Source organism: Streptomyces sp. NPDC015345 (assembly GCF_043078805.1).
Taxonomy (GTDB): Bacteria; Actinomycetota; Actinomycetes; order Streptomycetales; family Streptomycetaceae; genus Streptomyces.
Genome location: NZ_JBIBTX010000004.1, coordinates 576,366 through 598,138, shown reverse-complemented (window position 1 = coordinate 598,138; position 21,773 = coordinate 576,366). Strand labels below are relative to the sequence as shown.

Genomic DNA, 21,773 nt, shown 5'->3' with positions numbered 1-21,773 from the left:
GCGTAGAGGAGGGCGTTGACGGGCCGCTGACACCGTCTGTGCGGCGGGCGGCACCGTGCTCAGGTCTCGCCGCGGTGACCGGTGTGAAAGGCCGTGACCGTCCGGCGGCGGATCAGGACCAGTGGTCTGCCGGCTCCGGCTTCCGTGCAGTGCGGTCGTGTGAGACATCGGGTTCCCTCGCCGACCACCTCCCCGACCGTGCCGGCCGGCAGGTGCTGTACGTGGACCCTCCGAGCGACCTCGCGCCCTGGGCGGGTCTCGGGGTGACGGCGCTGTGGGCGGGCACGGCGGTGCTTGCGCCGGTGGTGGTCCCTGAGGCGCAGGGACGAGTACCCCCTTCGCCGGGTCGCGATTTTGGCCCTCACCGAAGGAAATCGGCGAGTGCGGATGCCAGGGCTTCGGGTGCCTGTTCGGCGACATGGTGCCCGGAGTCGATGCCGTGCCCGCGGACGTCCGTCGCCCACCGGCGCCAGATCGCGAGGGGATCGCCGTAGAGGTCCTCCAGGTCGTCCTTGAGCGACCAGAGGACCAGCGCCGGGCAGTCGACGCGTGTGCCGGCCTCCCGGTCGGCTTCCTCGTGCCGCCGGTCGATGGTGAGACCGGCGCGGTAGTCCTCGAGCATCGCCCGCACCACGTCGGGGTCGCGGGTGGCCCGCCGCCACTCGTCGTGGTTCTCCACCCCCATGACCTCGGGGTCGCCGCGGTACCAGCTGTCGGGATCGGCGGTGATGACCCGTTCGGGGATGTCCGGCTGCGCGAAGAAGAACCAATGCCACCACTGCGTGGCGAACTCGGCGGTGATGCGCGACAGATGCTCCGTCAGCGGCAGACAGTCCAGGAACGCCACTCGCGAGACGGCGTCGGGGTGGTCGAGCACGAGGCGCAGCGCCACGCTGCCTCCGCGGTCGTGTCCGGCCAGCGCGAACCGCGGGTGCCCGAGGCGGCGCATGACGGCCACCACGTCACCGGCCACGGCGCGCTTGGAGTAGCCCGCGTGATCCGCCGTGAACCGCGGCCCTTTGGAGCGTCCGTAGCCGCGCAGGTCCGGGCAGACGACCGTGTGACCGGCCGCCACGAGCCGCGGCGCGACCCGGTGCCACGTGGCCGACGTACGGGGATGCCCGTGCAGCAGCACCACCGGCGGGCCGTCTCCGCCGTACCGGACGAAGAGGGACGCCTCACCGACTTCGACCCGCGTCTCCTGGAACCCCTCGAACACCTCGGCCTCCTCCAGCCATGGCCAGCACACCGCTGCTTGCCGCAGGTTCCTCCTCCTGCCCCGGCGGCCGACAACCATGCGTCCGGCGGAGACAACCGTCGGCCGGACTTCGGACCGCGGAAGCCTGCGGCGGCGTCCCGGTACCCGGCTACCGGGTGGGGTGCGCGCGTACGTGTGCCCGCTCGCCCTGCGGGCCGAACAGGACGAGCGTTTCGACCGCGTGCCCGTCGGCCGAGCCGAGCCAGTGCGGCAGCGCCGTGTCGAACTCCGCGGCCTCGCCGGGCGACAGGACGACGTCGCGGTCGCCGACCAGGAGCCGCAGCCGTCCGTTGAGGACGTACACCCATTCGTGGCCACCGTGGGTCTGCGGCGTCGGGAACGCCGGTTCCGGGCGGCTCGGGATCAGCATCTTGAACGCCTGCACCCCGCCCGCCCGGCGCGTGAGCGGGATGTACGTCATGCCGTGGCGGTGCACCGGCCGCAGGTGGATGCGCGGGTCGCCGGTCCGAGGGGCGCCGACGAGGTCGTCGAGGGGCACCCCGTACACGCGTGCCAGCGGCAGCAGCAGTTCCAGGGTCGGCCGTCGCCCGCCGCTCTCCAGCCGGGACAGGGTGCTCTCCGAAGTCCCCGTCGCCGTCGACAGGTCGGCCAGGGTCAGCCCACGCTGCTTCCGCAGGGCGCGCAGGCGGGGCCCGACCGCGTCCAGCACCTGATCCGTCTCGTCCGCCACGCCGCCCGATCATGCCATGACGGCAATTTTTCGTGCGGCCCACCAAGGCCCGCGCCAGCTTGGGCGCTTGACAGTCCGTGGGGGCTCGACAGTCCTTGCGAAGGAGAGAGAAGAGAGGGAGGCAGAAGAGATGCTCGGGCTCGTCAGGCACCCCACCTACGTGGAGCGCCACTGGCTGCTCGGTGAGCACGTCCGGGACTGGCAGGCGACGTTCCGGACCGCCCCGGGTGACACCGCCGAGACCGTCCTCGCCGCCTGCCGGGAGACCAACGCCGCGACGAACGAACAGATCGCGTCCTGGGACGACCTCGGAGCAGCGGGCCCCCGTCCGGCCGGACACGGCAGACAAGCCCCCGTCCCGTCGCTGGACACTGACCCACCTCATCGAGGAGACGGCACGCCACGCGGGCCACGCCGACGTCCTGCGGGAACTGGCCGACGGCACGGCCGGGCGCTGAGACCTGCGACGGCGCCGTCGCTCATCCCAATTCCCGGGCGGTGAAGTGGCGTTGGTACCGCAGCCCCTCCCCCGTGCCGCGCAGCACCCAGAAGGCGTCCAGGCCCCGCTTCTTCGCGTCCAGGAAGCCGGGGGCGCCGACCACCACGTCCAGGTGCTCGTCCCCGTCGGTGTCCAGGAGTGGGCCGACGACGGTGATGCGGTTGCGGGTGGGGCCCCGGCCGGGGGCGGGGGTGTCGCTGCCCGGTACGCCCGGGCTGTCCAGGCTGGTCGCCCGCACGGCCCCGGCGTCCGCCGCGAGCAGGTCGGGGACCAGCCAGACGACGCCGTTGCTGTCGTTGGCGCCGGTCGCCGAAGTGACCAGATCGGTCCTGCCGTCACCGGTGACGTCGCCGAGGGCGGTGCCGCCCATGCCGCCGTACTGCGTCGTGTCGGTCAGCCCCGGCGCGGGGCCGGTGCTCACCCAGTCCCGCTCGCCGCTCTCGGGTCCGGAGCGGGTGCTGAGCCGGTACCCGGCGCTCAGCTTCTTCTTCGACGCGAGGAAGCTCGCCCCGTACAGGTCGTCGATGCCGTCGCCGTCCACGTCGCCCGGCTGTCCTTCCATGCCCAGGTCCGGCCGCTCCCGGCGCTCGGGCGCCGTCAGCCCTCGGGGCCCGCCGCGCAGATAGTGCAGACCTCTGACCGTCACATCGCCGTCGCCCTCCATCTGCGGGTCGCTCCCGTGGAACCACAGTGCCAGGTCGGTGGCCTTGTCCCCGTCGAAGTCACCGGCCAGCGAGCGGGCCGGGATCGAGTCCGGCCAACGGCCGTCGGCCAGATTCTGGCGGCGGGCGGGCGCGCCGTCGCGCTTGAGGGGGCCGTACCAGACCGTGCCCTCCGGGCCCGTGGCGCCGCCCGGGACGAACAGGTCGGCGTTGCCGTCCCCGTCGAAGTCACCGGTGGCCGTGGGGCTTCTCGGCGCCCCGGCGAGCGGCTGCGGATCTCCCACGCCGCGCGGACCGCCCCAGAGCACGGTCGTTCCGCGGTGCTCGGGTGCCTGGACGAGGTCGGTGTAGCCGTCGTGGTCCAGATCGGCGCGGAACAGCCGCGTCTCCTTTGGCCCCGTCTTCGAGGCCTGCTGTGGAACCACGGTGCGCAGGCGCGGGTCCAGTCCGGCCGCCGAGCCGTACACCACCACCAGGCTCCGGCCCGCCACCATCGCCGCGAAGTCGTCGTAGCCGTCGCCGTTGAGGTCACCGGGGCGTGGGCGCGCCGATGGCTTCCCGGCCGGCGGCCGCTCGGCCCGCGACCGGGCGGCGTGCTGCCCCTCCTTGTCGCCGCCGCCTTCGGCCGGACGATCCGCGCTGCCGCACCCTGACGCCAGCAGTACGGTGGCCAGCGCCGCGGCGGCGTACGCCAGCGGACGCCCGGCGACGCGCACCGCCGTGGGCGCCGGCGTCCGAGGTCCGCGGGCCATGGCTCTGTCCCGCCCGGCCCTCGACGCCGCCACCGGCCGCGACGTCTGCGCCTTCCGTTGCCCTTGCTCCAGCCGCTTCACGGGACCTCGCACATCACCGACGCCAAAACACACACTTGACCACCGGCGGGGCGGAAAGGTTGCCGTCAGAAGCGAATCGGCCCGCGGCCGACCGCGTCACCTCCCCGGCGGGACACCGACCACCGACCTTCCGCACCGGGAACCGACTTCTGGCGGACGAGCGGGAGGAAGACCGTGTCCACGATCTCCTCATCATCGTCGATGACGACGGTCACGGGGAGTCGGCGGGGAACCCGTGTGGACTCGCCCGACCCATCCTCACCCCGTCAACCACGTGAGGTTGAACGACTGGCTCCGTGCGGCGTCATCCTCCGAGCGCACGAAGCCTCCGCTCAGTCGTCCCCCGCCGCCGCCCCGGCCGGATGCCCGCGCCGCAGCGTCAGCGTGAGCGCCAGGGCCAGGACGATCAGGCCCGCCACCCACCAGAAGGTGTGGCTGAAGTCCGCGGGCGTGGCGTCGTGCTGGTCACCCGCCTGGCTCGTCAGCACCACGGCGAACAGGGCCGTGCCGAACGAACCGCCCACGCGTTGCAGGATGTTCACGGCCGTCGTGGCCCGCGGTATCGACGCCTTCGGCAAACCGCCCTGGAAGACGGCGGCCATCAGCGGGCCGACGCACAGGCCCACGCCCGCGCCGCGTACCGCCAGCGCGGTCAGCAGGAGCCACATCGGCGGGTCGGCGGGCAGCTGCGTGTACACGAGCGTCCCCAGTGCCAGCAGGCCGAGGCCGCCCAGCATGGCCGGCCGGGGGCCCAGCTTGTCGGCCAGGGAGCCGCCCAGGAACACCATCAGCAGCAGACCGATGCCCTGGGGCGCCACCTCAAGGCCGGCCTGGAGCGCCGAATGGCCCCTGGCCTGTTGGAAGTAGAGCGGGAAGAGATAGACCGCGCCGAAGAAGAAGGCTCCGTACACCAGCATGATCGCGGCCAGTGTCCGGAACCAGCGGGTGGAGAAGAGCCGCAGGTCGATGACCGGAGGATGCGGGGTGCTGCGGGCGTGCACCACGTAGCCCGCCAGCAGTACGGCGCCCGTGGCGACCGGGACGAGCACCGCCGTCGTGCCGTCGGCCACCCGGGAGACGCCGAAGACCAGCAGGGCGAGGCCCGGGGAGAGCATCAGCAGGCCCCTGAGGTCGAGGCGTGCCTCGCGCTGGGGCTCGTCGGGCGGCAGGAGCCTGGCCGCCAGTACACCGGCGATCAGGCAGATGGGCAGGTTGAGGAAGAAGATCCAGCGCCAGGTCGTCGTCTCCACCAGCAGGCCGCCCAGGGTCGGGCCGATCACGGAGGCGAACTGGGTGGGAATGGTCACCAGGGCCATGATCCGGCCCACCCGGGACGGCCCTGCCGCGCGGGCCAGGACGGCCTGGGCTATCGGCACGATCATTCCGCCGCCGAATCCCTGGAGCACGCGGGAAACGATCAGAGAGGGAGCGGACCAAGCAATTCCGCAAAGCAGTGAGGCGGCGAGAAAAAGCCCCATCGCCGTCAACCACATGGTCCGTGCGCCGAAACGGTCGACAGCCCAGCCAGTTACCGGGATTATTGTCGCGATTCCCAGGAGATAACCGGTGATAATCCATTGGATCGTCTCAATCGGAGTGTTGAATTCCGAACGAATACTGTCCAGTGCCAGCGAAACGATGGTCGCGTCCAGGGCGGCCGCGAACGTGCCCGCGGCCATGAGAGCGCCCAGCACCAGCAGCGGCCGGTCCAGTCGCGCATCGACCTGCTCGGAACTGTCCGCACTGGTCACACGCGTCCTCCATTGGTCGGAACTACGGCGAGTGGAGCTGTCACCCCACCCCCGTCTCGACCGAGATCATGCAGTGTTCAAGCCGGGAAGTCCAGATCTTGATCTGGCGAACGGCCCCTGTAAGCATCTGGCTTCAAACACCGACTGCTTCAACACCCCACGATCGGACGGATGTTATGTTTCGGGCTCACCTGCCCACTCTCGCGGGGCTTTTCGAGAAACACGTCGATTCCGCGCCCGCGCGGCCGGCCATCATCTTCGATACGCACGAGTGGAGTTACGCGGAGCTCGACGTCCGCGCGAATCGGCTGGCCGCCCATTTGATCGATCGGGGAGTGCGGCCGGGGGCCTTCGTCGGTGTCTGCACCGACCGGCGGTCCGACATGGTGCTGGCCACGCTGGCCGCGCTCAAGTGCGGTGCGGTCTGTGTCCCGTTGGACGTTTCGTACCCGGCCGAGCGGCTCGCCTGGATGGCCGAGGACGCCGTGCTCGACCTCGTCGTCACGCGTCAGCCGCACGACAAGCTGCTGCCCTGGGACGCCACCCCCGTGGTGCGGCTGGACGGCGACGCCGAGCTGATCGCGGCGGGTACCGGGGAGCGCCCCGGCCGGCAGTCGGCGGCCCAGCCCGCCTGCATGATGTACACCTCCGGCTCCACGGGCCGCCCCAAGGGGGTGCTCACCACCCAGAAGGCCGTCATCAGGCTGGTGGTGGACACCTGCTACCTGCGGCTCACGCCCGAGGACCGGGTCGGCTTCGGCGGCAACCTCTCCTTCGACGCCAGTGTCCTTGAGATCTGGATGGGGCTGCTCAACGGCGCCTGCCTGGTGGCCATCGACCGGGAGGTGATGATCTCCCCGCGCCACCTGAAGGAGTTCGTCCAAAAGCAGCGGCTCAGCACGGTGTTCGTCACCACCTCCCTGTTCAACGAGGTGATCAGGAACGAGCCGAGCGCCTTCGCCACCGTGCCCCAGCTGATCATCGGAGGCGAGGCGGCCGACCCCGGCAGCGTCCGGGCGGCCCGTGAGCACCTGCCGGCCGGCGGCCGCCTGCTCAGCGGCTACGGCCCCACCGAGGCCAGCACCTTCTCCGCCGTCTACGACACGGCCGCGCTGCCGGCCGAGGCTGACGCCGTCCCGATCGGCACCAAGATCGACCAGACGCGGTTGTACGTGCTGGACGAGCGGTTGGAGCCGGTCCCCGACGGCACACCGGGCGAGCTGTACATCGGCGGTACCGGCCTGAGTTACGGGTACTGGCGCCGGCCCGACCGCACCGCCGCCTCCTTCCTGCCCGACCCCTTCGCGGGTGGCGGGGCACGGATGTACCGCAGCGGGGACCGCGCGACCAGGCGGCCGGACGGAGTCCTGGAGTTCGGCGGGCGGCTGGACGGCCAGCTGAAGATCCGCGGCTTCCGCATCGAGCTCGGCGAGGTCGAGGAGGCGCTGCGGGCGCACCCCGCGGTGGTCGCGGCCGTCGCCACCGTGCGCGAGGACCGGCCGGGCGACCGGCGCCTTGTCGGCTATGTGGTGCCTGCCGAGCAGACGACGGACGAAGCCGCCGGTGAACTGCCCGACGCCGTACGCGAGTTCGTACGTGGCAGGCTGCCCGCTCAGCTGGTACCGAGCTCCCTGGTCGTACTGGACCGCATTCCGCTTACGCCCAACGGCAAGGCCGACCGTGCCGCGCTGCCCGCGCCCTCGGCGCGCACCGCCGCGGACGGCGCGCGGGCGGCGCGCGACTCCGTCGAGGAGGTGATCGCGGGGATGTGGGCCGAGGCCCTGGGCGTCGACGAGGTGGCCACCGACCGCAACTTCTTCGACCTGGGCGGCCACTCCCTGATCGCCACCCAAGTCGTCGCGCGCATCCGGGAGACGTACGGCATCGAGCTCCCGATGCGGCTGATGTTCGAAGGCCGGACCGTGGCGCAGCTGGCCGAGGCCGTCCGGCAGGCCCAGGGCGACGGCGAGGCCCCCGCGATGGCCGCGGCGGTGCCCCGGCGCGCGGACCCGACGCGGGGCCTGCCCTCGTTCGGCGAGGAGCAGTTCCTCTTCCTGGACGAGCTGAAGCCGGGCAACACGGCCTACAACAACGCCTTCGCCTACCGGTTGCGCGGCCCGCTCGACATCGAGGCGCTGCGCCGCGCGCTGACCGCCCTCGCGGCACGGCACGACGCGCTGCGCACCTCCTTCGACAGCTCCGGGGAGACGCGGCTCGCGGTCGTGGCCGACGAGGTCCGGCTGGAGCTGCGTACGGCCGAGGCACACCTGCCCGAGGACGAGACCGGGCTGCGGAGCACGCTGGACGAGGAGGCGTACCGGCCCTTCGACCTGGGCAGCGCGCCGCTGCTTCGGGCCCTCCTGGTGCCGTTGGGCGAGGACGACCACGTACTCCAGCTCACCGTGCACGAGATCATCGCGGACGCCGGGTCGCTGCGGATCCTCTTCGAGGACCTGAGCGCGCTGTACGCGGGGCGCCCGCTGCCCGCTGAGCCCCCGTTCAGCTACCGCGACTTCGCCGAGTGGCAGCGCCGGCGGCTTGAGGGCGCGGGAGCGGCCGGGGCGCCCGGCGGGAGCACGGGCTCCGGCGACGGCGACCTGGCCGATCAAATGGCCTACTGGCGCGAGCAGTTGGCGGGCGCGCCCGATCTGCTGCCGCTGCCCACCGACCGGCCGCGCCCCGCGGTGCAGTCCTTCCGCGGCGCCACGCACCACTTCACGCTGCCCGCCGAACTGGTCACCGATCTCGACGCGCTGGCCAGGGAGCACGAGGCCAGCCTGTTCATGGTGCTGCTCAGCGGCGTCAAGGCGGTACTGCACCGGTACACCGGGATCGACGACCTCGTCGTCGGCTCGCCCGTCGCGGGCCGGCTGCGGCCGGAGCTGGACCGAGTCGTCGGCTTCCTGGTCAACACGCTGGCGCTGCGCACCTCGCTGGGCGGCGACCCGACCTTCGCCGAGCTGCTCGGCCGGGTGCGGGAGACCTCGCTGTCGGCGTTCACCCACCAGGAGGTGCCGTTCGAGCGGCTGACGGCGGAGCTGGCTCCGTCCCGCAGCCTCAGCCACAGCCCGCTGGTCCAGGTCCTGTTCTCGCTGCACACCATGCCCGGCGAGGGGCTCGACCTGCCCGGAGTGGAGCGCGAGCCGCTCCCCTCGGGCTTCAGCGCCACGCAGTTCGACCTGACCTTCACCCTGGAGCGCCGGCCCGACGGCGGCATCGCGGGAGCCGTGATCTACGGCACGGACCTCTTCGACGAACAGAGCATCGACCGGCTGACCGGGCACCTGACCACGCTGGTGCGCGGCGCGGTCTCGGCGCCGCGCACCCCGCTCTCCGCGCTGCCGCTGCTCACCGCACCGGAGCACGAGGAGCTGCGGCGACTCAACGCCACCGCGAAGGACCTGGCGCCGGACGCCCCGCGGCTGCTGCACGAGGTCGTCGAGGAGCAGGCCCGGCGCACCCCGCGGGCCACCGCGCTCGTCCACGAGGGCGACCGGCTGAGCTATGCCGAACTGAACACCCGGGCCAACCGGCTCGCCCGCCACCTCAAGTCCCTCGGCGTCGGCCCGGAGCGCATCGTCGCCCTGTCGCTCGAACGCGGCCTGGACGTGCCGGTCGCGATCCTCGCCACGCTCAAGGCGGGCGGCGCCTACCTTCCGGTGGACCCCACCTACCCGCGGGAGCGGCGGGAGTTCATGCTGTCGCACTCCAAGGCGGCCGTGGTGCTCTCCGGAGGGCTGCCGGACACCCGCGAGCTGCCCGGCGACGACCTGCGCACGCCGGTCGATCCCCGCCATCCCGCGTACGTGATCTACACCTCGGGCTCCACCGGCCGGCCCAAGGGCGTCGTCATCCCGCACGCCGGGGTCGTGAACCTGGTCACCGACCCGCACTACGACGCGCTGGTGCCCCGTGGCTGCCGGGCCGCGGTGTGGGCGAGCTTCAGCTTCGACGCCTCGGTGTACGCGATGTTCCCCGCGCTCGCGCGCGGCGCCGAGGTGCATCTGGCGCCCGACCGGGCCCGCACCACGCCCGAGGACCATCTGGACTGGCTGGCCGAGCACCGCATCGAGAGCACGTTCCTCGCGCCGTACATGGTGCCGGAGGCGGCCCGGCGGCCCGGCCTCGAGCTGCGCGGCATCAGTGTCGGCGCCGAGGCGGTCTCCGTCGAGGCCTACCGCCGGCTGGCCGGACGCCTGCGGCAGGACTGCCTGGTCGTCAACGCCTACGGCCCGACCGAGGCGAGCGTCAGCGCCAGCATGTACGCCGTGCCGGTCCCCCTGCCCGAGGAGCTGGCCGAGGCCAAGAGCCTGCCGATCGGCCGGGCCCTTCAGAACGTACGGCTGCACGTACTGGACGCGGCGGGCGCCCCTGTCCCCGCGGGCGTCACGGGAGAGCTGTGGATCGCCGGGGACGGCCTTGCCCGCGGCTATCTCGGCGATCCCGCGCAGACCGCCGACAGGTTCCGCCCCGACCCGCTGGGCCCGCCCGGCAGCCGGATGTACCGCACCGGGGATCTGGCGTACCGCCGTGCCGACGGCGATCTGGTCTTCGCGGGCCGCGCCGACAAGCAGATCAAGCTGAACGGGCTGCGGGTGGAGCCGGGCGAGATCGAGGCCGTGGCCGAGCGGCACCCCGCGGTGAGCGCCGCCCATGTCCGGGTGCGCGACGGCGGCCTGGTCGCGTACGTGGCGGTCCCGGACGCGGACGGCTTCGACCTCGAAGGGCTGCGCGCCTTCCTGGCCGAAACGTTGCCGCAGTCCTTGGTTCCGGGCCGGTTCGTGGTCCTGCCCGAGCTGCCGCTGTCGCCGAACGGCAAGCTCGACGCCGACCGGCTGCCCGACCCCGCACAGCCGGGCGCCACTCGCGGCCGGGCACCGCGGACCGGGACCGAGCGGCTCGTGGCGGAGCTCCTCGGTGAGCTGCTCGACATCCGTGAACTGACCGTGGAGGACAAGTTCTTCGAGCTGGGCGGCGATTCCCTGAAGGCGGCGCGGCTCGCCCGCAGGCTCTCCAAGGCCCGCGCGCTGCCCGTGCCGACCTTGCTCCCGCTGGTCCTGCGGCCGGGGACGATCGGCGACCTGGCGGCGGCCGTGGACACGGCCCTGGCCACCGCCACCGCGAGTGCGGGGCAGGACAGACCGTCTTCCGGCGTCGCGCCGCTGCGCCCCGCGGCGCGACGCACCCTGGCCGAGCTGCTCGACGAAGACAGAGCAGAGGAGAGCTGACGCATGTCGGAAATACGCAGTGCCCGCATGTCCTTCTCCCAGGAACGCTTCTGGTTCCTGGCCCAGATGGCGCCCGACGAGGCGTCCCCCCTGGTGCACGTGGCGGTACGGCTGCGCGGCGCGCTGGACGAGGCCGCGCTGACGTCGGCCATCGCGGCCGTCGTGGCCCGCCACGAGGCGCTTCGCACCCGCTTCGCCGAGGTGTCCGGGACCGCCTTCCAGGTGGTGGAGGACTCCGTCGACGTGGTGCTCGAGCGGCTGGAAGGCACCGAGGAGGAGTTGCCTTCCCTGCTGCGCGCCGCGGTCGCACGGCCGTTCGATCTGAGCCGTGCGCCGCTGCTGCGAGCGGTGCTCGTCCGGCTCGGCGCCGAGGATCACGTCCTGCTCCTGGCGGTGCATCACATCGTCGCCGACGGGGCGTCGATGGAGCTCGTCGCCGAGGAGGTGAGCGCTCACTACGGCGGTGGCGAGCCCGCCGAGGAGCCCGCCCTGCACTACGCGGACTACTCGACGTGGCAGCGCGAGCGGCTGACGGCACAGGCGCTGGAGGAGGGGCTCGGTTTCTGGCGCGAGTACCTCGCGGGCGCGCCCGAACTGCTTGAGCTCCCGGCCGACCGCACCCGCCCCGCCATGCAGAGCTACGCGGGGGCCACGCACCGGTTCGAGCTGAGCGAGGAGCTGGCCTCGGCGCTCGTCCGGTTCGGCGCGGAGCGCGGGGCCACCCCCTTCATGACGATGCTCGCCGCGTTCCTGGCGTTCGTGCACCGCGGCACCGGGCGCGGCGACCTGGTCGTGGGAACCCCGGTGACGGACCGGCCCGACCCCGCCCTGGAGCGGGTGGTGGGCTCCTTCACGAACACGCTGCCGATCCGCAGTCAGGTGGACGGCGCCCTCTCGTTCGGTGAGCTCGTCGACCGGGTGCGGGCCGATGCCCTCGCCTGTTATCCGTACGCCGACGTGCCCTTCGAGAAGCTGGTCGACGAGCTCCAGCCGTCCCGCCAGCTCAGCCACTCCCCCATCGTCCAGCTGATGTTCGCGTGGTACGAGAGCGAGGGCCGCACCCTGCGGCTGCCGGGTCTGGACGCCGAGCAGGTGCCGCTCGACATCGGCACGGTGCCCCTCGATCTGATCCTGACCGTGGAGCGGCACGCCTCCGGTGCCACCGGGGTCCTGGAGTACAACACCGATCTGTTCGACGCGGGCACGATCGGGCGCTACGCCGAGCAGTTGACGACCCTGCTGACCGGCGCCCTCGCTGAGCCCGGGACGCCGATCGCGCGGTTGCCGCTGGCGACCGGGGCCGACGCCGAGGCCGTCCGCCGGCTCAACGACACCGCGCGGGAGTACCCTCGCGCCGAGCTCGTGCACGAGCGGATCGCCGAGCAGGCCCGGCGCACCCCGGAGGCGACCGCCGTGGTCCACGGCGACGTCCGGCTCTCCTACGCCGAACTGGACTCCCGCTCCGACCGGCTGGCCCGCTCGCTGATCGCCAGGGGCGCCGGTCCCGAGCAGCTGGTCGCCGTGGCGATGCGCCGTACCGAGGAGCTGCCGGTCGCGCTGCTCGCCGTACTCAAGTCGGGGGCCGCCTATGTGCCGGTGGACCCGGACTACCCCGAGCGGCGCAGGCAGCAGATGCTCGGTGACTCCGGGGCCTCGATCGTCCTGACAGGAGCGGAGCCGCTCGACGGGGACGGCTCCGGTGGCGAAGCCGTCGCCGTGGACGGCGCCGCCGGCTCCGGGGTGCTGCCGGAGAACCCCGCGTACGTCATCTACACCTCCGGTTCCACCGGCACCCCCAAGGGCGTCACGGTGCCGCACCGGGCCCTGACCAACTTCCTGTACGCGATGGACGAGCACATCACCGCGGCCGAGGGCTCGGTGTGGCTGGCGACCACCAGCATCTCGTTCGACATCGCCGGCCTCGAACTGCTCTGGACGCTGGCCCGCGGCGTCACCGTCGTCCTCCAGGGCGAGGAGCGGGGGGCGCCGCGCCCCTCGGTGGACTTCAGCCTGTTCTACTTCGCCAGCGCGGAGGGCGAGCAGGGCCCCGAGCCGTACCGGCTGCTCCTGGAGGGCGCCAAGTTCGCGGACGAGCACGGCTTCGCCGGGGTGTGGACGCCCGAGCGGCACTTCAACCCCTTCGGCGGGCTCTACCCGAACCCGTCCGTGACCGGCGCCGCCGTCGCCTCGGTGACCCGGCGGATCGCCGTCCGCGCGGGCAGTGTGGTGCTGCCGCTCCAGGACCCGTTGCGGGTCGCCGAGGAGTGGGCGGTGGTGGACGGGATCTCGGGCGGCCGGGCCGAGGTGTCCTTCGCCTCCGGCTGGCTGGCCGACGACTTCGTGCTCGCCCCCGACCGGCACGCCGACCGCAAGCGGGTCCTCATGGAGGGCATGGACACCGTGCGCGCGCTGTGGCGCGGCGAGAAGGTCGAGCGGGTCAACGGAGCGGGCGCCACCATCGAGGTGGGGTCGTATCCGCGCCCGGCCCGCGGCGAACTGCCCGCCTGGCTCACCTCCTCCGGTGATGTGGCCACCTTCGAGGCGGCGGGCCGCGCGGGCGTCAACCTCCTCACCCACCTGCTCGGCCAGAGCCTGGAGGAGCTGGCCGAGAAGGTGGCCCGCTACCGCAAGGCCTGGGACGAGGCGGGACACCCCGGCCGGGGCCGGGTGGCGCTGATGGTGCACACGGCGGTGGGCAGCGACGCCCAGGCGGTGCGGGAGCTGGCGAAGAAGCCGTTCGTCGACTACCTGCGCAGCTCGCTGGGGCTGGTGAAGCGGCTCCTGAGCAGTGCGGACGCGGCGGACATCGAGGCGCTGGCGCGGGAGGAGCTTGATGTGCTCCTGGAGCGCTACTACGACCGGTTCGCCGACGAGGCGGGGCTCATCGGCTCGCCGCAGTCGTGCGGGCCGATGGTGGAGCGCATCGCGGCCTCCGGGGTCGACGAGATCGCCTGTCTCATCGACTTCGGCATCGACCCGGAGCAGGTCCTGTCCTCGCTGCCCCAACTCGACGCCCTGCGCGCCCAGTGGGCGACGGCGGCCGGCGCCGGGGAACCGCAGGAGGACCAGTCGGTCCTCGCCCAGCTGGCCCGGCACGGCGCGACGCACCTCCAGTGCACGCCGTCGCTGGCGCTCGCGCTGGCCGAGACGGACGGCGGCCTCGCCGCGCTGGGGAAGCTGGAGCAGCTGGTGATCGGCGGCGAGGCCTTCCCGGCCGCGCTCGCCGGCCGTCTCTCCGAAGCGCTCCTCGGCCGGGTGCTCAACATGTACGGCCCCACCGAGACCACCATCTGGTCCAGCACGCACCCGGTGACGGGTGAGGGCCCGCCGCCGATCGGGCGCCCGGTGGCCAACACCCGCTTCCACCTGGTCGACCCGGAGGGCGAGCCGGTGCCGGTGGGCACCCCGGGCGAACTGCTCATCGGCGGGGACAGCGTGGTGCGCGGCTACTGGCGGCGCCCGGACCTGACCGCGGAGCGCTTCGTCCCCGATCCGTTCGGGCCGCCCGGCGCCAGGCTGTACCGCACGGGCGACCTCGCGGTGCTGCGCCCCGACGGGGTCCTTGAGTACCGGGGCCGCCTGGACGACCAGGTCAAGCTGCGCGGGCGGCGCATCGAACTCGGGGAGATCGAGGCGCACATCGAGGCGTTCCCGGGAGTGGACCGGGCGGTCGTCGGTGTGGTCGGCGAGGGGGACCGCGCGGCGCTCGCCGCGTGGATACGCCCTCGCGGCGCCGTGCTCGACGCCGTGGAGGGCGACGATCCGGAGCTGATCCCGCTGCCGTCCGGCGGAGTGGTCGCCACGGGGGACCACCGGGCCGCGGCCGAGATCCACAAGGAGATCTTCGAGGACGGCGACTACCTGGGCGACGGCTTCCTGCGGCTGTGGGACGGCATGACCGTGCTCGACGCGGGGGCCAACGTCGGCGGCACCACGCTGTGGGTGCACCGCAGTTGCCGGCCCGCGCGGATCGTCTCCGTGGAGCCGATCCCGCCGACCTTCGACCGGCTGAGCCGTACCGTACGGGCCAACGGCATCGACGCGGTGCTGGTCAACGCGGGCCTCGCGGACTCCCCCGGCACGGCGGAGTTCACGTACTACCCGGCGCTGACCGGGCTCTCCGGGCGCTACGCCGACCCCGAGGCCGACCGCAGGCGAGCGGCGGTGCTGATGCCCACGGCCGACGCCGCGGACGTCGAGGACTTCCTCGCCGACCAGTACCGCAACGAACGGTTCACCTGCCGGCTCACCACGCTGCACGAACTGATGGCCGAGCACGGGCTGGCGGACGTAGGGCTGTTGAAGGTCGATGTGGAGCGGGCCGAGCTGGACGTGCTCGCGGGGCTCGGCGACGCCGACTGGCGGCGCGTACGGCAGGTCGCCGTCGAGATCGAGGGCGACGACCGGCGGGACGAGGTCCTGGCCGTGCTGGAGCGGCACGGTTTCGAGACCGCGAGCCGCACCATCCTCGACGAGCTGGAAGTGGGCATCGTCTACGGCCGCAGGCCCGGTCTGCCGGACGCCGAGCTGCCGGCCGCCACCCCGGTCGGCGATCCGCCGGACCTGGACCGGCTCCGCGAGCACCTGGCGCGCGGCCTGCCCGGCTACATGGTCCCGGACCGCCTCTCCACGCTGGCCGCCTTCCCGCTGACTCCCAACGGCAAGGTGGACCGCAGGGCGCTGGCCGCCGCCCCGGCGCGGCCGGAGAGCGCGGCGCCCGAGCCCGCCGCCCAGGTGCTTCCGCGCAGCGAGCTGGAACAGCGGCTGGCCGCGGTGTGGTGCTCGGTGCTCGGGGTGGACCGGATCGGGATCCACGAGAACTTCTTCGACGCGGGAGGCAACTCCCTGCTGCTCATCCGGGTGCACGCGCGCCTCGCCGAGCTGGGCGCCGGGATCACCCCGCCCCGCCTGGTGGAGCTGTTCGCGTACCCGACCATCGCCGCGCTCGCCGCGCACATGGGAGACACCGGGCCGGCCGAAGAGGCGAGCGGCCCGGGCCCGGCGGACTACGCGGACCAGGACCAACGACGCAAGGCCCGGGGCCGGTTCCACCGGCGCAGAAAGGCGGGGACGGATGGCTGACGGGGGACACATGGCGGAGCGTACGGACATGACGGACACCGAGGATCTCATCGCGATCGTGGGGATGGCCGGGCGCTTTCCCGGCAGCGACAGCGTCCCCGCGTTCTGGCGGAACGCGGTGGCGGGCACCGAGGCGCTCGTGGAGTACGGCCGCGACGAGCTGATCGCCGCGGGCGAGGACCCGGCGCTGGTGGACGACCCGGATTACGTCCGGTCGGGCATGCCGCTCGCGGATTACGACCGGTTCGACGCCAAGGCGTTCGGCTACACGGCGCGCGAGGCCCGGCTGATGGACCCGCAGGTGCGGATCTTCCTGGAGTGCGCCTGGCAGGCGCTGGAGGACGCCGGCTGCGACCCCGACCGCTACGCCGAGCGTGCCGCCGTGTTCGCCGCGGCCGGGATGACCCGCTATCTGTGGCTCAACGCGGTGCCCGCGCTGGGCGGTTCGATCAATATGCTCGAAGGGCGGATCCTCAACGACAAGGACTTCCTCGCCACCGCGGCCAGCTACCGCCTGGGCCTGCGCGGGCCCGCGGTGAGCGTGCAGACCGCCTGCTCCGCGTCGCTGGTCGCCGTCCACATGGCCGTACAGAGCCTGCTCTCCCACGAGAGCGACATCGCGCTGGCGGGCGGCTCCACCATCGAACTGCCGCACCGCGTCGGCCACCTCTACAAGGAAGGCGGCATCTCCTCGCGGGACGGCCACTGCCGTCCGTTCGACCACCGCGCGGAGGGGACCGTGGGCGGCAGCGGCGCGGGCGCCGTGCTCCTCCAGCGGTACGACGACGCCGTGGCCGAGGGCCGCAGGGTGTACGCCGTGATCCGCGGCTCGGCGATCAACAACGACGGCGCGGCCAAGGTCGGCTTCACGGCGCCCAGCGTCGAGGGGCAGGCGGCCGTCGTCCGCGACGCGATGTCGCTCGGCGACGTGGCCCCGCACACCATCGGGTACGTCGAGACGCACGGCACCGGCACGCGGATCGGCGACCCCATCGAGATCGAGGCGCTGCGCAGTGCCTATGGGACGGGTGACGAGAAGGCCTGGGCGGACCGGCGTGTCGCGCTCGGCTCGGCGAAGGCCGGCATCGGGCACCTGGACGCCGCGGCCGGCGTGGCCGGGCTGATGCGCGCGGCGCTGGCCGTGCGGGACGGCATCATCCCGCCGAGCCCGTACTTCGAGAAGCCCAACCCGCTGCTGGAGCTGGAGGATTCGCCCTTCTACGTACCCGTGAAGAGCGCGGTCTGGCCGTCCGGGGACACGCCCCGGCGCGCCGCGGTCAGCTCGTTCGGAGTCGGTGGGACCAACGCGCACGTGGTGCTTGAGCAGGCCCCCGCCGAGGCCCCGGGGACGCCGAGCCCGCGCGGGCGTGAGCTGCTGGTCCTCTCGGCCGTCGACGAGGACGCGCTGGAGCGTTGGCGGCTGCGTGTCGCCGACGCGCTCGACCTCCCGGACGCCCCCGCCGACCTGGTGGCGGACGCGGCCCACACGCTGGCCACCGGCCGGCGGCTGCTGCCGCACCGGCTCGCGGTGGTCGCCGCCGACGCGAAGGAGGCGAGGGCCCGGCTGCGGGACGTGGACACGCGGCGGATCAGGGTGGCCGGCGAGCCGCCCTCCCCGGTGTTCCTCTTCCCCGGGCAGGGTGCGCAGCGTCCGGGCATGGCCGCCGGACTGCACGAGGTGGCGCCCCGGTTCCGCGAGGAGCTCGACACCTGCCTGGAGCTGCTGCGGGGCGAGGGCGTGGAGCTGCGGGGCCTGCTGCTCGACCCCGGCGCCGACGCCGAGGCGCTCGACAGCACCGACAAGGCCCAGCCCGCGCTGTTCGCGTTCTCGTACGCGCTGGCCCGGCAGTGGCAGGAGTGGGGGCTCCTCCCGCGGGCGATGGCCGGGCACAGCATCGGCGAGTACGTCGCCGCCTGCCTGGCCGGGGTTTTCGAGCTGCCGGACGCGCTGCGCCTGGTGGCCGCCCGCGGCCGCCTGATGGCCGCGCTGCCGCACGGGAGCATGCTCGCCGTGGCGCTGCCCGAGGAGGAGGCCGCCGCCCACGCGCGGGACGCGAAGCTGGACCTCGCGGCGGTGAACGGCCCGCGTCAGTGCGTGCTGTCCGGGCCCGTGGAGACGGTCGAGGAGCTGCGCGCCGGCCTGGCCGCGAAGGGCGTGCAGTGCCGGGTGCTGCACACCTCGCACGCCTTCCACTCGGCGATGCTGGACCCCATGCTGGCGGCGTTCGAGCGGGAGCTGCGCGCCGTGCGGCTGCGGGAGCCGTCGCTGCCGTTCATCTCTTGTCTGACGGGGCAGCCGATCACCGCGGAGCAGGCCTGCGACCCGGCGTACTGGTCGGCGCAGGCGCGCGGCACGGTCCGCTTCGGCGCCGGGGTGGATCTGCTGGCGGCGCGGCGGGACACCCTCTTCGTGGAGGTCGGCGCGGGCAAGGGCATGTCGGAGCTGGCCCGCAGGCATCTGCGCGCGCTGCGGCACGCGCCCGTGGCGTCGCTTCCGCTGACCGGCGGCCAGGCGCCGGACGCCCAACTGCTGGGCGCGCTGGGCCAGGCGTGGGAGGCCGGGGCCGAGATCGACTGGGCCGCGTACTACGCCGGGGAGCGGCGCTCGCACGCGGAGCTGCCCGGTTACCCCTTCGCCCGGGACCGCTACTGGCTCGACGCGCCGGCCCGCGTGCAGGCGGGCGGCGTGGCCGCCGCCGACGAGGCGGAGGCCACCACGGCCGCGCGGGAGGCGTCCGCCGCCCCTGTCCCTGCCGGATCCGGCAGCCGTACCGAGGCGATCGTGCTGGCCGCTTTCGCCGAGGCCTTCGGCATCGACGACGTCAGCCCCGAGGACGACTTCTTCGGGCTCGGCGGGACCTCGCTGCTCGCGGCCGAGCTCGTGCACCGGCTGCGCAAGCAGCTGGGCACCGACTTCCCCGTGCGCTACCTCTTCGAGGCGCCGCAGGTGTCGGAGCTCGCCGCGCTGATCGACGGCGGCGGCGAGGGCACCGCGCACGCCGGTCCCCCCGAACCCGATGGGCCCGATGAGCTCGACGAACTGATGGCCCAGCTGGCAGGGCTTCCGGAGGACGAACTCGTCCGGCTGCTCGGCACCGGCGGAGCAGAAGGAGCGAAGGCATGACCCCGACCCCGCCCCTGCACGACGACGCGAAGGGCGCGCTCACCCCGTCGCTGCGGGACCGGCTGGCCGCCCTCTCCCCCGCGCAGCGTGCCGCGCTCACCGAACGGCTCGGTGTGCGCGCCGCTGCCGCCAGGCCACCCCGGCGGCCGCTGAAGTTCAGCCTCTTCTACTTCGCCAACACGGCCGGGGACACGGGCAGGCCGTACCGCTTCCTGATGGAGACGGCCCGTCAGGCCGACCGCCTCGGGTTCGCCGCGGTGTGGACGCCCGAGCGGCACTTCCACGACTTCGGCGGCATCTACCCGAACCCGTCCGTTCTCGGCTCCGCGCTGGCGGCCGTCACCGAACGGGTCCAGATCCGCGCGGGCAGCCTGGTGCTGCCGCTGCACCACCCGGTGCGGGTGGTGGAGGACTGGTCCGTCATCGACAACCTCTCCGGCGGCCGGGTCGGCATCTCCTTCGCCACCGGCTGGCACGGCACCGACTTCGTCATCGCCCCGGAGAAGTACGAGGACCGCCGCCAGTACACCTGGGACACCATCCCCGTGGTGCGGAAGCTGTGGCGGGGCGAGGAGGTCACCCTCCCCGGCCCCAAGGGCACGGAGATCACCCCGACGCTCTATCCCCGGCCGGTGACCCCGGAACTGCCCATCTGGATCACCGCTTCCGGCAACCCGGACACCTATGTGCAGGCCGGCCGGCTGGGCGCGAACATCCTGACCGGGCTGATCGGCACGGAGACGGAGCAGCTCGCCGCCAACATCACGCTGTACCGCAAGGAGCGCGCCGCAGGCGGCCACGATCCCGCCACCGGCATCGTCAGCGTGATGCTGCACACCTACCTGGAGGAGGACGCGACCGCCGCGCGCGAACGCTGTCGCGAGCCGCTGCGCGAGTACCTGCGCGGCTACCTCGGGCAGCAGAGCGACATGGTCGAGGGCTCCGGTACGGACGCCAGGGGCGCCGACATCGAGGCGCAGCTCGACTTCGCCTACGAGCGTTACGCGCACCAGACGGCGCTGATCGGCTCGCCGCGAACGGTGCGCGGCCTGCTGGACCGGCTCGCGGAGGCGGGCGTCGACGAGGCGGCCTGCCTCGTGGACTTCGGTGTCACGCTGGAGCAGGCGCAGCGGAGCATCGACCTGCTGGCGGGTGTGCAGGAGTCGTACCGGGCCGAGCCCGCCGACTCCACCGCTTCGGGCAGCGCTTCCCTCGTGGCGCCCGCCGTCACCTCGCCCGTCACCACCGCCCCGCTCGGCATCGACCAGGAGCGGATGTTCCGGGTGCAGAAGGCGCTGCCGCCGGGCCCCGCCAACTACGTCACCACCGGACTGCGGATCCGCGGCCCGCTCCGGCCCGAGCTGCTGGAGAAGGCGCTGCGGACGGTGGTGGGCAGGCACGAGGTGCTGCGCACCGCCTTCGGCGAGTCGGCGACGGGCGAGCCCTTCCAGAGGATCGGTGCGCCCGACGAGTTCCCCGTGGCCCTTGAGCGCTTCGACGTCACGGATGTCGCCCCGGCCGAGCGGGTCCGCGCGGCGCGCGCCATCCGTACGGAGCTGGCCCGGCGGCCCTTCCCCGCCGGCCTGCCGCCGATGCGGCTCGCGCTGATCACGCTGGGCGCCGAGGAGTTCCAGCTCGCGGCCGTCAAGAACCATATGATCACCGACTGGGTGTCCTTCACCGTCTTCCTGAAGGAACTCTTCACCGTCTACGGGGCGTTGCTGCATGGCCGCAGCGCCGACCTGCCGCCGTCCGTGCCCTACCGGGTCTTCGCGGAGCAGGAGCGCGCCCGGCTGCGCGACGGACTGCTGGACGACCAGCTGGCGTACTGGGAGCGGGAGTTGGCGGGCGCACCGGACCCGGCGACCTTCCCGCTGAAGGAGTCGCTGGGCGGCGAGCGCCCGGCCGTGCCGTCCTTCGCCGGGCACCGGGCCTGGATGCTGTTCCCTGACCGGACCACCGCCCAGCTGAACGCGCTGAGCAGGGCCGAGCGCGTCACGCCGTTCATGACGGCCTACACCGCGCTGGCCGCCTCGCTGGGCCGGACCACCGGCGAGAGCGACCTGGTGCTCGGCTCCCCGACCGCCAACCGTGACCGCTCGCCGGACAATCTGCTGGGCCTGCTGCTGCGGCCGATGCTGCTGCGCACCCGGCTGCGCCCCGAGCAGACCTTCCGCGGCGCCCTCGCCGACGTGCGCCGGACGGTGTCGGGCGCGCTCTCCCACGCGGAGGCGCCCTACCAGTCGCTGGTGGACCGGCTGGCCCCGGAGCGCGACATCTCCTGGACGCCGCTGTTCCGGCTCCGTTACCTCTTCCTGCCCTGGAACGACCCGTTCGAGATGTCGGGGCTCCAGCTGAACCCCATCGACACCGACCCGCAGACGTCCCTCTACGACAGCACGCTGACGCTCTGGGACAGCAGACTCGGCGCCTTCGGCCGGTTCGAGTACGCGCTGGACCTGTTCGACCACGACACAGTCGTCCAGGCCATCGAGACCTTCGCCACGATGCTCTCGGCGGCCGTCGCCGACCCGGAGACGCGCATCGGGGATCTGCCGGGCGCTTCCGCCCACCGCTACCACGTGGACGTCGACGAGCTGGAGGCTCATCTCGGCTCCGAGGGACCCTCGCAGGACCGGCGATGA

At 73.1% G+C, this 21,773-nt stretch carries 10 protein-coding genes; 5 read left to right on the top strand and 5 right to left on the bottom strand.

Annotated elements, in window-relative coordinates; all coding sequences use genetic code 11:
- Positions 1–361: 361 nt before the first annotated feature.
- Both ACF062_RS19880 and ACF062_RS19875 read right to left on the bottom strand, forming a co-directional pair.
- Entirely contained in the window at positions 362–1,219 is an 858-nt protein-coding gene (locus tag ACF062_RS19880) for an alpha/beta fold hydrolase (RefSeq protein ID WP_392139802.1), read from the bottom strand.
- A 148-nt stretch (positions 1,220–1,367) separates the two neighbouring features.
- Complete coding sequence (locus ACF062_RS19875; RefSeq protein ID WP_392139800.1) at positions 1,368–1,949, bottom strand: helix-turn-helix domain-containing protein; 582 nt, start codon at positions 1,947–1,949, stop codon at positions 1,368–1,370.
- Positions 1,950–2,026: 77 nt separating this feature from the next.
- Here ACF062_RS19875 and ACF062_RS19870 point away from each other — a divergent pair, with 77 nt between their 5' ends.
- A complete protein-coding gene (locus ACF062_RS19870) occupies positions 2,027–2,407 on the top strand; it encodes a DUF664 domain-containing protein (RefSeq protein ID WP_392139798.1) in 381 nt (126 codons plus the stop codon).
- A gap of 21 nt (positions 2,408–2,428) precedes the next feature.
- Here the strand turns inward: ACF062_RS19870 and ACF062_RS19865 are convergent, their stop codons facing one another.
- The 3 genes from ACF062_RS19865 to ACF062_RS19855 form a co-directional block, all read right to left on the bottom strand.
- Positions 2,429–3,862: an FG-GAP repeat domain-containing protein gene (locus ACF062_RS19865; protein WP_392139796.1), complete on the bottom strand. Its 1,434-nt coding sequence runs from the start codon at positions 3,860–3,862 to the stop codon at positions 2,429–2,431.
- A 146-nt stretch (positions 3,863–4,008) separates the two neighbouring features.
- Positions 4,009–4,158 (bottom strand): hypothetical protein, encoded by a 150-nt coding sequence (locus ACF062_RS19860; protein ID WP_392139794.1) that lies wholly within the window; start codon positions 4,156–4,158, stop codon positions 4,009–4,011.
- A gap of 117 nt (positions 4,159–4,275) precedes the next feature.
- Positions 4,276–5,622 (bottom strand): DHA2 family efflux MFS transporter permease subunit, encoded by a 1,347-nt coding sequence (locus ACF062_RS19855; RefSeq protein WP_392140249.1) that lies wholly within the window; start codon positions 5,620–5,622, stop codon positions 4,276–4,278.
- A 248-nt stretch (positions 5,623–5,870) separates the two neighbouring features.
- On the opposite strand from ACF062_RS19855, the gene ACF062_RS19850 reads away from it, so the two are divergent.
- Genes ACF062_RS19850 through ACF062_RS19835 form a run of 4 tightly spaced genes read left to right on the top strand, consistent with a single transcriptional unit; the run spans position 5,871 to position 21,773 of the window.
- A complete protein-coding gene (locus tag ACF062_RS19850; RefSeq protein ID WP_392139792.1) occupies positions 5,871–10,922 on the top strand; it encodes an amino acid adenylation domain-containing protein in 5,052 nt (1,683 codons plus the stop codon).
- Positions 10,923–10,925: 3 nt separating this feature from the next.
- Complete coding sequence (locus tag ACF062_RS19845; RefSeq protein WP_392139790.1) at positions 10,926–16,004, top strand: MupA/Atu3671 family FMN-dependent luciferase-like monooxygenase; 5,079 nt, start codon at positions 10,926–10,928, stop codon at positions 16,002–16,004.
- Positions 16,005–16,032: 28 nt separating this feature from the next.
- Positions 16,033–19,128: a type I polyketide synthase gene (locus ACF062_RS19840; RefSeq protein ID WP_392139789.1), complete on the top strand. Its 3,096-nt coding sequence runs from the start codon at positions 16,033–16,035 to the stop codon at positions 19,126–19,128.
- Entirely contained in the window at positions 19,125–21,773 is a 2,649-nt protein-coding gene (locus ACF062_RS19835) for a MupA/Atu3671 family FMN-dependent luciferase-like monooxygenase (protein ID WP_392139787.1), read from the top strand. Before ACF062_RS19840 ends, ACF062_RS19835 begins: the two co-directional genes overlap by 4 nt.

Excerpts from the sequence above, each read along its gene's own strand:
- ACF062_RS19865 (WP_392139796.1), bottom strand. The coding sequence starts at position 3,862 with ATGGCCCGCGGACCTCGGACGCCGGCGCCCACGGCGGTGCGCGTCGCC.
- ACF062_RS19855 (WP_392140249.1), bottom strand. The coding sequence starts at position 5,622 with ATGGCCGCGGGCACGTTCGCGGCCGCCCTGGACGCGACCATCGTTTCG.
- ACF062_RS19850 (WP_392139792.1), top strand. The coding sequence starts at position 5,871 with ATGTTTCGGGCTCACCTGCCCACTCTCGCGGGGCTTTTCGAGAAACAC.
- ACF062_RS19845 (WP_392139790.1), top strand. The coding sequence starts at position 10,926 with ATGTCGGAAATACGCAGTGCCCGCATGTCCTTCTCCCAGGAACGCTTC.
- ACF062_RS19840 (WP_392139789.1), top strand. The coding sequence starts at position 16,033 with ATGACGGACACCGAGGATCTCATCGCGATCGTGGGGATGGCCGGGCGC.
- ACF062_RS19835 (WP_392139787.1), top strand. The coding sequence starts at position 19,125 with ATGACCCCGACCCCGCCCCTGCACGACGACGCGAAGGGCGCGCTCACC.